This window comes from Bacteroides sp. 14(A) (genome assembly GCF_000526555.1).
Taxonomy (GTDB): domain Bacteria; phylum Bacteroidota; class Bacteroidia; order Bacteroidales; family Bacteroidaceae; genus Bacteroides; species Bacteroides cellulosilyticus.
In genome coordinates, this window is record NZ_JAGH01000001.1 from 206,077 (window position 1) to 220,741 (window position 14,665).

Consider the following 14,665-nt stretch of genomic DNA (forward strand, 5'->3'; position numbering starts at 1 on the left):
AAAGAGACTTATTTAGCTATTTATTCAATTTTAATCGGCTATTAAGTCTTTTTTAATCGAAAGGGAAAGCTTTAGGTCTTACATTTGCCTTCACGAATAAATATAAACTAAAACTGTTATATTATGAAAATTACACATTGCCTGGCTTCTGTAGCTTTAGTTTCCATGTTGGGCGCTTGTAGTGGAGTACAAAATCAAGTAACTGCCGTGAAAGGTCCGGTTGACTATGTAAATCCTTACATGGGAAATATCAGTCACTTGCTGGTGCCTACTTTCCCGACTATTCATCTGCCGAATAGTATGCTTCGTGTTTATCCCGAACGGGCGGACTATACAACAGATCAGTTGAACGGTCTTCCTTTGATTGTAACCAGCCATCGTGGAAGTTCAGCTTTCAACCTGAGTCCGTATCAGGGAGAGAATCTTCGTCCGGTTGTAGCTTATAGCTATGATGATGAAAAGTTGAAACCTTATTATTATGAGGTGATTCTCGATGACGAGGAAATTAAAGTGAAGTATGCACCCTCTCATCAGTCGGCTCTTTATCAGATAGATTATAGCCAGCAGGATAAACCTGTATACATGATGATTAATTCACGAAACGGTGCCATCAAAGCAGGTGACGGATTTGTGAGCGGTTACCAGCAATTGGAGAATAATACGCGTGTGTACTTGTATATAGAATCGGATATTGCTCCTATAGAAACGGGTATCTTGGCTGATGGTAAAATAGATGCAGGCACGAAGGAAGCTGAAGGTCGCAATGCCTGTGCTGTTTTGCACTTTGCCGACGGAACGAAAACGGTAAATCTGCGTTATGGTATTTCGTTTATAAGCGAGGAACAGGCTAAAGAGAATCTGCAACGTGAATTGCCGGACTATAATCTACAGGCTTTGGCAGAAAAAGGACGCCAAATCTGGGATAAAGCATTGAGCGATATTCAAGTAGAAGGTGGCAGTGATACAGATAAGCAAATTCTTTATACGTCACTCTATCGCATATTCGAACGCCCCGTTTGTATCAGTGAGGGCGGTCGTTATTTCAGTGCATTTGACGGAAAAGTGCACGAGGATAATGGCGAACCTTTCTATACGGACGACTGGATTTGGGATACCTATCGCGCAGCTCATCCCCTGCGTCTCCTGATTGACGAAGGTACGGAAAAGAATGTGATTGACTCTTATCTGCGTATGGCTGAACAAATGGGTAATATGTGGATGCCTACCTTCCCTGAAATTACAGGTGACTCCCGCCGTATGAATTCCAATCATGCCGTAGCAACAGTAGCTGATGCGGCTGCTAAAGGCTTACAATTCGATTTGGCTAAGGCCTATGAAGCTTGCCGTAAAGGAATTGAAGAAAAAACACTGGCTCCGTGGTCGGGGGCTGCCGCCGGTTGGATTGATGATTTCTATAAGAAGAACGGATATATCCCTGCACTTCAGGAAGGAGAAAAAGAAACAGACCCGAATGTACATCATTTCGAAAAGCGTCAGCCGATTGCAGTTACACTGGGAACAGCATACGACCAATGGTGCTTGTCGCGTATAGCCGATATGTTGGGAAAGAAAGAAGATGCTGCTCACTATCTGCAATGTGCTCATAATTATCGCAACGTGTATAATGCAGAAACAGCTTTCTTCCATCCGAAGGATAAGAATGGTAAGTGGATCGAACCATTCGATTATCGTTTCTCCGGAGGTATGGGTGCCCGTGAATATTATGGTGAGAATAATGGTTGGATTTATCGTTGGGACGTTCCTCACAATGTAGCCGATCTGATTGATTTGATGGGTGGTAACCAACAGTTTATAGCAAATCTGGATCAGACTTTCCGTGAACCGCTGGGACGTGGCAAATATGCTTTCTATGCACAGATACCGGATCATACGGGAAATGTGGGACAATTCTCGATGGCCAATGAACCTTCTTTGCATATTCCTTATCTGTATAACTATGCAGGTCAGCCTTGGAAGACACAGAAACGTATCCGTCAGTTGCTGAAGACTTGGTTCCGTAACGACCTGATGGGGGTACCGGGAGATGAAGACGGTGGCGGTATGTCGGCATTTGTTGTATTCTCTTCTTTAGGTTTCTATCCGGTTACACCGGGATTCCCGGCTTATAATATCGGTAGTCCTTTGTTTGCTAAGGCTAAGGTGATGTTGAGCAACGGAAAGGTATTTGAAATAGAAGCACAAGGTGCGTCGGATGAAAATAAATACATCCAATCTGCAACATTGAACGGAAAAGAATGGAATAAGCCTTGGTTTAGTCATGACGACATAAAAGAAGGTGGGAAATTGGTATTGGTGATGGGTAGCAGACCCAATAAGGCATGGGGTAGCACAGGTGATGCAGTGCCCCCATCCGCAGAAAAACAATAAGGTATAAGTCAATAGGAAAAAACCATGAAAACACTTAAAAAGATTGTATTTACAGGATTATTAGCTCTAATAGCCTGTGCCGGAGTGGCACAGGCTCAAGAGCTATATAAGGATGAGAAAGCACCGATGCATGAGCGCATCATGGATTTATTATCACGCTTGACGGTTGAAGAAAAAATCAGCCTGTTGCGTGCCACCTCTCCGGGAATTTCCCGTCTGGATATTCCTAAGTATTACCACGGTAACGAGGCGCTTCACGGAGTGGTTCGACCGGGACGCTTTACCGTTTTCCCGCAAGCTATCGGACTGGCGGCAACCTGGAATCCGGAGCTGCAATTGCAGGTAGCTACGGTTATTTCTGATGAGGCCCGTGCCCGTTGGAATGAATTGGATCAGGGACGGGAGCAGAAAAGCCAGTTCAGTGACTTGCTGACCTTCTGGTCTCCCACAGTGAATATGGCGCGTGACCCACGTTGGGGACGTACGCCAGAAACTTACGGAGAAGACCCCTATTTAAGTGGTATCATGGGTACTGCTTTTGTGAAAGGTCTGCAAGGCGATGATGACCGTTATCTGAAGATTGTATCGACTCCCAAGCATTTTGCGGCTAATAATGAAGAACACAATCGTTTTGTATGTAATCCGCAGATTTCAGAAAAACAGTTACGTGAATATTACCTTCCGGCTTTTGAAGCGTGCGTGAAGGATGGTAAATCAGCTTCCATCATGTCAGCATACAATGCGCTGAATGATGTGCCTTGTACCTTGAACGCCTGGTTATTGACGAAAGTACTTCGTAAGGACTGGGGATTTAAAGGATATGTGGTTTCCGATTGCGGTGGACCTTCTTTGTTAGTGAATGCGCATAAATATGTAAAGACTAAAGAAGCAGCCGCTGCTTTATCCATAAAAGCAGGTTTGGATCTGGAATGTGGAGATGATGTATATGACCAGCCTTTGCTGAGTGCATACCGTCAATATATGGTTACGGATGCGGACATCGACTCCGCAGCCTATCGGGTGTTGAGAGCGCGTATGGAATTAGGATTGTTCGATAGTGGAGAACAGAATCCTTATACGAAAATATCTCCTGCTGTGATAGGATCGGCAGAACATCAGGAAGTGGCTTTGAATGCTGCACGTGAGTGTATTGTATTACTCAAGAATCAAAAGAAAATGTTGCCGCTTAACGCCAGGAAGGTAAAATCCATAGCAGTGGTAGGCATCAATGCGGGTAGCAGTGAGTTTGGTGATTATAGCGGATTGCCGGTAATCGCTCCGATCTCTGTATTGCAAGGTATTAAAGACAGGGTAGGCGATGATGTAAAAGTGGTATACGCCCCATGGAAGTCTGCTGTAGACGGAATGGAACTTATACAGGGTGCCAGTTTTCCGGAAGGATTGAAGGCCGAGTATTTTGACAATACCAAGTTGCAGGGAACTCCGAAAGTGCGTAAAGAAGAATGGATCAACTTTGAGCCTGCCAACCAGGCGCCGGATCCCTTCTTGCCTAAATCTCCTTTGTCTGTCCGTTGGACCGGAAAATTGCGTCCTACGGTTACCGGACAATATACACTTAGTTTCACATCGGATGACGGTTGTCGCCTGAGCATTGACGGTAAGATGCTGATTGATGCGTGGCCGGGACATGCTGTCCGGACTGATACCGCTACTATTTATCTGGAAGCCGGAAAAGATTATCAGTTGAAGGCTGAATATTATGATAACCGTGACTATGCTATTGCCAAACTGCAATGGCGTGTTCCACAGGTAGGAAAAGTGACGCGACTGGATTTGTACGGCGAAGCCGGAAAGGCGGTGCGTGAGTGTGAGACAGTGGTTGCCGTATTGGGTATTAATAAGTCAATAGAACGTGAAGGGCAAGACAGATATGATATTCAGCTTCCGGCGGACCAACAAGAGTTCTTGCAGGAAATCTACAAAGTAAATCCGAATATCGTAGTTGTATTGGTAGCAGGTAGCTCATTGGCTATCAACTGGATGGATGAGCATATTCCGGCTATCGTGAATGCTTGGTATCCCGGTGAAAGCGGAGGTAAAGCTGTAGCGGAAGTCTTGTTTGGTGATTATAATCCGGGTGGTCGTCTGCCGTTGACCTATTACAGAAGTCTGGATGAACTCCCTCCGTTTGATGATTATGATATAACTAAGGGACGTACTTATAAATACTTCAAAGGGGATGTTTTGTATCCTTTCGGTTATGGTTTAAGTTATACCACGTTTAAGTATTCCAACCTGCAAGTGGCAGATGGTGAAGAGGAGATAAATGTTTCTTTCCAACTGAAGAATTCAGGTAAATATGCAGGTGATGAGGTTGCTCAAGTATACGTGAAGTTGCCTGAACGGGATGAAATAATGCCTATCAAAGAGCTGAAAGGTTTTGAGCGTGTCACATTGAAGAGTGGTGAAAACAAGAAGGTGACTTTGAAACTGCGTAAAGATCTGTTGCGTTATTGGGATGAGGCGAAAGATAAGTTTGTCTGTCCTTCCGGTGATTATACGATCATGGTAGGTGCTTCTTCTGCTGATATTCGTTTACAGAAAGTGGTTTCGGTATTGCAGAAATGACAGAAACAGTGCTATTAATTACTAATATAAAACACATTACTTATGAAAAAGCATTTTTATCCTATTTTTGCATTATTCCTGGTGGGAGTTATGTTCTCTTGTCAGTCGCCTAAAAGCAATTCGACGAAAGAAGAAGCGGCGGGAATTGACAGTATGGCTCCCAATCCATTTATCACGCACATGTACACCGCCGATCCTTCGGCACATGTATGGGCGGACGGACGTTTGTATGTATATGCTTCGCATGATATAGATCCTCCGCGTGGTTGCGATTTGATGGATCGTTATCATGTGTTCTCTACGGATGATATGGTGAATTGGACAGATCATGGTGAAATTCTGAATTCGTCACAAGTGCCCTGGGGACGCAAAGAAGGTGGATTTATGTGGGCTCCCGACTGTGCTTACAAGGATGGTACGTACTATTTCTACTTCCCGCATCCCAGTGATACGAAGTGGAATGATAGTTGGAAGATCGGTGTAGCTACCAGCAAAGAACCGGCTGCTAATTTTACTGTGCAGGGGTATATCGAAGGAATGGACCCGTTGATCGACCCTTGTGTATTTGTGGATGATGACGGTCAGGCTTATATCTATAACGGTGGCGGCCAGATTTGTAAAGGCGGTAAACTGAAAGATAATATGGTGGAACTGGATGGAGAAATGAAGGAAATGGAAGGTCTGGAAGACTTCCACGAAGCTACATGGATTCATAAATATAATGGAAAATACTATCTCTCTTATTCCGATAATCACGATGAAAACTGGAATGACGGTGTGAAAGGTGACAACCGTATGCGCTATGCTATCAGTGATAACCCGCTCGGTCCCTGGAAATCTATGGGTATCTATATGGAGCCTACAGACAGCTATACCAATCACGGTTCTATCGTAGAATATAAAGGTCAGTGGTTTGCATTCTACCACAACAGTGCTTTATCTAATCATGACTGGTTGCGCTCTATTTGTGTAGACAAACTTTACTACAATGAAGACGGAACTATCCAGATGGTGAAACAAAGAAAATAAGATAGCTTATGAGGTTAATAAGTCTGATTTTACTGTTCCTGCTAAGTGGAACTGTTTCAGCGCAAAAGGTCGAGTGGTATACTACCACTCAGACTTCTCCGTGGGTGAAACAGAAGGTAAAGCCGGAACGTACAACTACCGGAGCAGAGATTGTGCTTGACCCGGCTCAACGCTTACAATTGATTACGGGTATAGGTGGATGCTTCAATGAAATGGGTTGGGATGCGCTGAATGCTTTGTCGGCTGAAGATCGTGAAGCTGTTCTTCAAGCTATCTTTGGCAAAGATGGAGCTTGCTTCGACTATTGTCGTCTTCCGATGGGAGCTAATGATTTTGCCATGAGTTTTTACTCTTCGGCGGATGTTGCAGGAGACTTTAATCTGGTGAATTTCAATATCGACCGTGACAGGTATATTCTGATTCCTTATATTAAAGCTGCCCGTCAGATAAATCCTGACTTGCGCATTTGGGCTTCTCCCTGGTGTCCTCCGCCTTGGATGAAGACGAATAATCATTATGCTTCTGCGGTTCGTCCGTCCGGAGAGAAAGACGTGAATGGATTGCTACCGCGTGAAGCTATAGCAGAATTCAGTACCGGTTTCCGGATGGAAGAGGGGTATCTGAAAACGTATGCCGATTACTTTGCGCGTTTTATTAAAGCTTATGAAGCCGAAGGATTACCGCTGGAATGTATCCATGTTCAGAATGAGCCTTGTTCCAACCAGGTTTTTCCCAGTTGTAAATGGCGCACGGAAGATCTGACTTTCTTCCTGGGGCATTATCTGGGGCCGACTTTCGAGCGGGAGAATATCAAAACTGATATTTATTTTGGAACTATCAATACATCCAATCCGGATTATGTGCGCACTGCTTTGCGGGATGAACAGGCAGCTAAGTACATTAAGGGTGTTGGTTTCCAGTGGGATGGTAAGAAGGCTATCCCAACTATCCATCGTGAATATCCTAATCTGAACCTGATGCAAACTGAGACTGAATGTGGCAACGGAGCAAACTCATGGGATTATGCTGAATATACGTGGAACCTGATGAAGCATTATTTCAGTAATGGTATCAATTCCTATCACTATTGGAATATGATTCTTCCTACTCCGGGCATTAGTCCTTGGGGATGGAATCAGAATTCTATGGTGTCCATTGACAAAAAGCAACAAACCGTAAAGTATAATCCGGAATTTTATCTGATGAAGCATTTAGGGCATTTTGTACAGACAGGCGCTTATAGGCTGGAAACACCGTCGGATAAGAATATGCTTGCTTTCGTTAATCCGGATGGTACAATCACTGCCATCGTTGCAAATGTGACTGATCATGAGGAAACAATGTGTGTAAAAGTGAGGGAACAGAGGGTAACGCTTACGTTGCCTCCCCACTCATTCCATACTGTAAGTTGGAAGTTATAGTGGCAGTACTGGTATCTCAGCTTGAAACTGAGAGTTTCGCGGCATGAAACAAACAGTTTCAAGCAATGAAACTGAGAGTTTCACGGCATGAAACAAACGGTTTCAAGTAATGAAACTGACAGTTTCACGGCATGAAATAAAAAGAAGGTGCATTAAGAGTAATCCTGATGCACCTTCTTTCCTTTTCTTTATTATTCTATGTAGAGATAATCGTAGTGTACTACTGGTTTCTTGCCATGCTTTCCCATTGCTTCCCTGGCCTGTGTGGAATCACAGTTTGCCTTACCCACACCGATGGGCTTACCTCCGAAGTCTACAATCCGCACAATGTCATCCTTTTCAAATTCGCCGATGACGTCGATGATGCCTACAGGTAGAATGCTGACTGCCTTATCCGAAAAAAGCAATTCGGTAGCACAGTAATTGATGTGTAACTCGCCTTTGGCAAACCCCTCGCTGTGTGCAATCCATTTCTTTACACTGGATACAGGTTCGGGAGAAGGAGTGAAGCGGGTACATAGCGTACTTTCAGGGTGTTGAATCAAATCGACAAGGATGTTGTCCCGCTTACCATTGGCAATGATAACTGTGATACCTTCATCAGCTACTTTACGGGCAATATTGGTTTTAGTTAGCATTCCGCCACGGCCGAAGCTGGACTTGGAGGTCTGAATGTATGAAGAAAGGTCTTTTCCCTGACCGATTTCACGGATCACTTCAGAAGCTGGATCAGCAGGAGAACCGTTGTAAATTCCGTCAATATTACTGAGAATAATCAAAGCCTGTGCATCCATCATGGAGGCTATCAGGCCGGACAACTCATCATTATCCGTAAACATCAGTTCGCTTACAGAAATCGTATCGTTTTCATTGACGATGGGAATCACTCCATTCTCTAACATCACCGTCATGCAGTTCTTTTGATTGAGATAGTGTCTGCGGGTGGCAAAGTTCTCTTTCATAGTCAGCACTTGACCAACAGGAATACCATGTTCGCGAAAGAGTTCGTAATAACGGTTGATTAGTTTGGCTTGGCCTACGGCAGAGAAAAGCTGGCGCTGATCTACACTGTCCAACTTCTTGGCGGAGTGCACTTCGCTACGTCCGGAAGCTACGGCTCCGGACGACACAAGTATGACTTCTACTCCTGTCTTATGCAGTTCAGCTATCTGATCGACCAAAGCGGACATGCGTGTTACGTCCAGAGTACCGTCACGGCGTGTCAGGACATTGCTGCCTACCTTTACAGCTATTCTCGAAAATTGTTGTTCCATGTGTTGTATATCGTTCTTATGTGGTTTCTGGAGGAAAGTGAAAGGATTATTCTTCGTCTTTTCCTTTATCACGTTCACGGATTATCTCCATGGCATCTTCATATGTTTCCTCGCTGACGAGAATGGTTACATCCGGTGCTATATAAGGTGCGATGGTGCTCATAAGTCCATCTTTGATAATAGTTGCTATACCATTGTTTTCGAGTAAACCCTTAACAAGTTCTGCTTCCCACGGTGATCCTTTGAACACTTCAACTGTGCGGCTATAGTCTGTTGATTTCATAATGGTAAGAATTAATAGATTTATATATTACAAATATAACAAGTATTTCGGAGAAAAGATTTGTTTTATCCTTAAATGTTTGGCAATTATAACTCTATTCGCTGCACAGTTACCGCTTCATTCAGAAAGGTAGATGCCGATTCGGTGAACTTCTCTTCTGCTTCCGTAGTGTAGTAGGTGCAATTTCCGCCTTTTGTACATTTGGCGTCCATTTCCGGGTGACGCTGTAAATAATCTTTCAGACTAGTTGCTACTAATTCCCCTTGTGCTACGGTGGTAATGCCCTTGGGCATATGCTTCTCTATTTTAGGTAGCAGTATTGGATAATGGGTACATCCGAGAATGACCGTATCGATTTGTTCATCTTTTGACAGAAGTTCGTTGATATATTTGCGTACAAAATAATCAGTTCCGTCTCCTTCCGCCTCATTGTTTTCTACGAGGGATACCCATAACGGACAGGCTTCACCCTCCACCTGGATATCCGGAAAAAGTTTATGTATTTCCAGCGGATAGGATTCCGACTTTATGGTTCCCGCAGTAGCCAGAATTCCTACATGGCGACTATGGGTAATATTACCGATACATTCCACAGTAGGACGGATGACGCCCAGTACGCGACGTGCAGGATCCATTTCGGGAAGATCGTTCATTTGTATGCTGCGTAATGCCTTGGCGGACGCCGTATTGCATGCCAGGATAACGAGATGGCATCCCATTTCGAACAATCGGGTGACAGCTTGCAATGTGAACTCATACACGATTTCGAAAGAACGTGTACCATAGGGTGAACGTGCATTGTCTCCCAAATAGATGTAATCGTACTGGGGCAGGGCTTCCCGTATCTTGCTCAGGATAGTCAGTCCGCCATATCCGGAGTCGAATACACCGATAGGGCCGGGGATAGTGGGTAATTTTTGCTTCATAACAGAAATACTTTGTACACAATGCAAAGATAATGCAAATCGAATGCAGAACTTTCATGCTTGCATGAAAAAAGTTATGCTGAGGTACCGCTTATCTTATTTAAAGATAGAAAAAGGCGTGAACTGTTTGCAGTCCACGCCTTTTTCTATCTTTAAATAAGATATGTCTTTACTTAATTCCCAGTTGGGTTTTAACTTTAGAAGTAACATCTACACTCTCTGCACCTACATAAGGTATTGGTGTGCGAGCTAAATCAAAGATATAGATTGCGCCTTCTGCTTTGCCTACAGCCTGGATGGCGTCATCCAATTTTTTATAGATGGGAGCCAATGCATCTTGCTGTGCTTTCTGCATGCTTTGATATGCTTCCTGTTGGAATTCTTCTTGTCTTTGAGCCATCTCTTGCAATTCTTTCTGGCGTCTTTCTGCTATATTTCTCGGCAGAGAGTCAGCTTGCTGTTGGAATTCTTGCACTTTCTTGTTGAATTCTGATTGAGTGCGTTCCATTTCTTGAGTATACTTCTTTGACATAGCTTCCAGATCAGCTTGTGCCTTAGTATATTCCGGCATAACAACAATAACCTCCTGAGAGTTCATGTGAGCAAATTTTTGTGCCATCGCTCCCAAAGGAAGAGCGAACAGTACCACGAGTAGTGCGATTTTTTTAAGCATAATGTTTATTGTTTATTTTAATAATTAGTCGTTGAATAAATGCAAATATAGTGCAAACTGAACGCAAAACAAAATAAGCTTGCTTATTTTTAATGCTGAAGTGCGGCTATATTCGCGAAGCAAATGTATGAAATTAATTTGAATATCCTAACTTAGCAAGCACTTCATTGCTGATATCAATACGCGGAGAAGCAAAAATAATGCTTGTTGCGGATGCACGGTCTACAACTACCGAATATCCTTTCTGCTCCGATATTTCTTTAACCGCATTATAAATTTCATCCTGAATAGGTTGCATCAGACTTTCACGTTTCTTGAATAATTCTCCTTCAGGACCAAAATAAGTGCGGCGCAGTTCAGCGGCTTCTTTCTCCTTAGCGACAATCGCTTCCTCTTTCTTTCCCTTTTGTTCTTCTGAAAGAAAGACGGCTTCCGATTGATAGTTCTTGTATAAGGTTTTGGCTTCCTCGGCAACTTTCTCTACTTCACTCTGCCATTTCTTGGAAACCTGGTTCAACTGTTCGTTAGCACGTTCGTAAGCCGGAATGTTCTTCAGGATATACTCCATATCGATCAAGGCAAACTTTTGTGCGCTGGCTGTCATACCTACGGCAAACAGCAAGATCATTAATAAAACAGACTTTCTCATAACGTTTGGTTTTTGTGATACAATTAGAATTCTTGTCCTAAGATAAAGTGGAATTGACTGCCACCGTAATCTGAGGAACCACGTATTTTATCGAAACCATAAGCCCAGTCAATACCCATCATACCGATCATCGGCAGGAAGATACGGACACCGACACCTGCGGAACGTTTCAATTCGAATGGATTGAAATTCTTCACATCATGCCATGCATTACCGGCTTCTACAAAACCTAACGCATAAATACTGGTACTTGTTTCCAGCATCAGCGGATATCTTAACTCAAGTCCGAGACGGGTATAAGCATAACCTTCGTAACCGTAAGGAGTCAATGAACTGTTTTCATAACCACGAAGGGCAATGCTTTCCGTTGCGTAGCTGGAGTAACCGGTCATACCGTCACCACCTACATCGAATGTTTCGAACGGAGACTTCTTATACTTGTTGTAGTGTCCCAGCAAACCGAATTCAACACGGCCCATCAATACCGGAGTACGTTTAACTGCTACCGGGTCCATCAACGGGATGTACACCTTGGATTTGAATTTCCATTTGTGATATTCAATCCATTTGTGCATCTTGTTCATGTCGTCCTGGCTGGTAGTACTGTACTTGCTGTAGTCAGTTCCATCAAACAGTGAGTACGGCGGAGTTAACTGTACTGACAATGAGAACTCTGAACCGGAACGGGGATAGATCGGATTGTCAATAGAACTACGAGACAATGTCAGGTTGATACTAAGGTTGTTACACTTACCGTTTGTAACGGGGAAGTACTGCCAGTCGCTCAGGATATAGCGTTGGTAAGATAACTCAGCGGTAAACTGGAAGTAGTCATCCGGCCATTTCAAACGTTTACCGAACATAGCTGCTACACCGAACATCTTGATAGACTTGTCGGGGTCGTAATAGTTCTCATAGCTGTTGTAGTTACCGTAGTTATACATACCATAACCGTACATACCACTATACATACTGTTGTAGTAGCTATTCATATATGCCGAGTTGTAGTAGCGGCTACTGATATCTGTCTGTACGGAATAGAAGGCCGACAGAGAGAATGCGTTCGGACGTTTACCACCGAACCACGGGTCATAGAATGAAATGCTATAGGATTGGTAATACTTGGCATTAGTCTGTCCGCTGACGGTCAAGGTCTGGCCATCACCCTGCGGCAGGATACCACGGTAGTTTTCACCCGGATGCAACAAGTTGGCCAGCGAGAAGTTAGTGAACTTCAAACTCAACTTACCGATGATACCGGTTTGTCCCCACCCGGCAGAGAATTCCACCTGGTCGTTAGCTTTGGATACCAGATCGTAACCTATATCTACAGTTCCGTCTTCTGGTCTTGGCTGAATATCCGGTTTGATTTGTTCCGGGTCAAAGTGTCCCATCTGCTGGATTTCACGCATAGAACGCATCAGGTCTTCACGGCTGAACAGGTCACCCGGACGGGTACGGAGTTCACGGCGTACTACGTTTTCGTACAAACGGTCGTTACCATTGATGCTGATCTTATTAATGGTAGCCTGACGGCCTTCGTAAATACGCATTTCCAGGTCGATGGAGTCTCCTACGATATTTACTTCTACGGGTTCGAGGCTGTAGAACAAATAGCCGTTGTTATAGTAGAGGTTACCGATAGCATCTTCGTCTGACATGGTACGTTCTTCCAGTAATTTCTGGTTGTATACATCACCTTTCTTCATGCGAAGCATAAAGTTCAACTGTTCGGAAGGATACAAGGTGTTACCTACCCACGTTACATTACGCAGATAATATTTTTCTCCTTCATCAATCTTCATGAAGATGTCTACGGTGCGGTCATCGTACGGTTTGATGCTATCTTCTACGATCATAGCATCGCGATAGCCTAATTCGTTGTACTTATCGATGATCAACTGCTTGTCTGCCTCGAAGTTTTCTTCCACGAACTTCTTGGTACGGAACAGATTGAGCAATTTATTCTTTTCGTTGGTCTTCTTCATGATGCGTTTCAACTTCTTAGTTGCAATCGCTTCATTGCCAACGATGGTGATTTCGTGTACTTTTACCTTCTCCTTTTTGTCGATGTCGATATCCACGATCACCTGGTTATCGTTGGATACATCGTCTTTCTGCGAGATGATAACTTCTGCATTCTTAAAGCCTTTATCATCAAAGTAGCGCTTAATCAAAGTTTTGGCGCGGTCAATGACATTCGGGGTCACCTGTCCGCCCTTAATCATACCGATCCGGCTTTCTATATCCTCGCGCTCTGACTTCTTCACGCCGTGATAGCGGATATCGGATACACGCGGACGCTGAGTCAGATGAATCGTAAGCCAGACCTTATCGCCTTCTATCTTATCTGCGGTGATTTGAACATTGGAGAACAGACCATGCTTCCAGTAACGCTTACAAGCCTGAGTGACTTCGTCACCCGGTATGGTAATCGTTTGTCCTACAGACAAACCGGATAGTCCGATCAGTACATAGTCCTCATAGTTCTTAACTCCTTCTACTTTAATTTCTGCAATTTCATACTTCTTGGGTGTTCCCGAATAGAGAATAACCGGTTTTGCTGCATCATTATCGGTGCCATTGGCATCTTGAGCCGCACTTGTCAGTACACAACCGAAGAGGCAGATAAACGCTGTGAGTATAGAGAAAATACGATAGTGCATTTATGTTTTTGATTAAATATGTTTGAGTTTAACTGATTTGTTCACTGGTTTTGCCGAATCTGCGTTCCCGTCTCTGGTAGTCGCAAATGGCTTTGCAAAGTTCCTCTTCCCGAAAATCGGGCCAATAGGTTTCACAAAAATAAAGTTCCGAATACGCGCATTGCCAAAGAAGGTAATTACTCAGACGGATTTCTCCACCGGTGCGTATCAGCAAGTCGGGGTCAGGCATGAAGTGGGTAGTCAGGTGCTTTGACATTAAATCGCAGTCGATCTGTTCGGGCGTCAATTCTCCTTTCTGCACCAAAGCGGCAATTTGCCGGCTGGCTTCTGTGATTTCCCAACGTGAAGAGTAGCTGAGTGCAAGTACCAGGCACATACCTGTATTCTTAGAAGTATTTTCTACGCAATTGTATAAACGTGTCTGTACATTTGCGGGTAACTTTTCTATATCTCCGATGATCCGGAAACTGATGTTATTCTTCATGAACGTGTCCTCTTCGATGGAGTCGAAAAGAAGGCTCATCAAGGCTGCCACTTCATCTGTCGGGCGATTCCAGTTTTCGGTTGAGAACGTATATAGGGTCAGATATCTGATGCCCAGTCTGGCTGCCTCTTCGGCTATTACATGGACGGTTTCTGCACCGACCTGATGTCCGTAGCTGCGCTCGTGTCCGCGCTGCTTCGCCCATCGTCCGTTGCCATCCATGATAATCGCCACATGCTGGGGTATCCGGCTCAAATCAATTTGTTCTTTATATTGCATCTTT

General features: G+C 44.0%; 11 protein-coding genes. 4 read left to right on the forward strand and 7 right to left on the reverse strand.

The annotated features are described in order from the left end of the window. The first annotated feature begins 123 nt into the window (after positions 1-123). Genes K429_RS0100705 through K429_RS0100720 form a run of 4 tightly spaced genes read left to right on the forward strand, consistent with a single transcriptional unit; the run spans position 124 to position 7,427 of the window. On the forward strand, positions 124-2,388 hold the full coding sequence (locus K429_RS0100705; RefSeq protein ID WP_025725731.1) for a GH92 family glycosyl hydrolase: 2,265 nt from the start codon (positions 124-126) through the stop codon (positions 2,386-2,388). A gap of 24 nt (positions 2,389-2,412) precedes the next feature. Continuing rightward, the gene (locus tag K429_RS0100710; protein WP_025725732.1) at positions 2,413-4,977 is read left to right on the forward strand and encodes a beta-glucosidase; all 2,565 of its coding nucleotides are present in this window, start codon (positions 2,413-2,415) and stop codon (positions 4,975-4,977) included. Positions 4,978-5,019: 42 nt separating this feature from the next. Beyond that, on the forward strand, positions 5,020-6,006 hold the full coding sequence (locus K429_RS0100715; protein ID WP_007210616.1) for a family 43 glycosylhydrolase: 987 nt from the start codon (positions 5,020-5,022) through the stop codon (positions 6,004-6,006). Between the two features lie 8 nt (positions 6,007-6,014). Next, positions 6,015-7,427, forward strand: coding sequence for a glycoside hydrolase family 30 beta sandwich domain-containing protein (locus tag K429_RS0100720; protein WP_025725733.1), 1,413 nt, complete (start codon positions 6,015-6,017; stop codon positions 7,425-7,427). Between the two features lie 191 nt (positions 7,428-7,618). Here the strand turns inward: K429_RS0100720 and proB are convergent, their stop codons facing one another. The 7 genes from proB to K429_RS0100755 form a co-directional block, all read right to left on the reverse strand. After that, positions 7,619-8,701: a glutamate 5-kinase gene (proB, locus tag K429_RS0100725; RefSeq protein ID WP_007217072.1), complete on the reverse strand. Its 1,083-nt coding sequence runs from the start codon at positions 8,699-8,701 to the stop codon at positions 7,619-7,621. A 46-nt stretch (positions 8,702-8,747) separates the two neighbouring features. After that, positions 8,748-8,984: a DUF2007-related protein gene (locus K429_RS0100730; RefSeq protein WP_007210613.1), complete on the reverse strand. Its 237-nt coding sequence runs from the start codon at positions 8,982-8,984 to the stop codon at positions 8,748-8,750. A gap of 86 nt (positions 8,985-9,070) precedes the next feature. Further along, entirely contained in the window at positions 9,071-9,910 is an 840-nt protein-coding gene (gene murI, locus K429_RS0100735; protein ID WP_007217073.1) for a glutamate racemase, read from the reverse strand. A 169-nt stretch (positions 9,911-10,079) separates the two neighbouring features. Continuing rightward, positions 10,080-10,583 carry an OmpH family outer membrane protein gene (locus K429_RS0100740; RefSeq protein ID WP_025725734.1) on the reverse strand — a complete coding sequence of 168 codons (504 nt, stop codon included), beginning with the start codon at positions 10,581-10,583 and terminating at the stop codon, positions 10,080-10,082. A gap of 133 nt (positions 10,584-10,716) precedes the next feature. Continuing rightward, positions 10,717-11,232 (reverse strand): OmpH family outer membrane protein, encoded by a 516-nt coding sequence (locus tag K429_RS0100745; RefSeq protein WP_007217074.1) that lies wholly within the window; start codon positions 11,230-11,232, stop codon positions 10,717-10,719. A gap of 23 nt (positions 11,233-11,255) precedes the next feature. Further along, complete coding sequence (gene bamA, locus K429_RS0100750) at positions 11,256-13,898, reverse strand: outer membrane protein assembly factor BamA (protein WP_007210609.1); 2,643 nt, start codon at positions 13,896-13,898, stop codon at positions 11,256-11,258. A 28-nt stretch (positions 13,899-13,926) separates the two neighbouring features. Next, positions 13,927-14,661 carry an isoprenyl transferase gene (locus K429_RS0100755; RefSeq protein WP_007217075.1) on the reverse strand — a complete coding sequence of 245 codons (735 nt, stop codon included), beginning with the start codon at positions 14,659-14,661 and terminating at the stop codon, positions 13,927-13,929. Positions 14,662-14,665 lie beyond the last annotated feature (4 nt).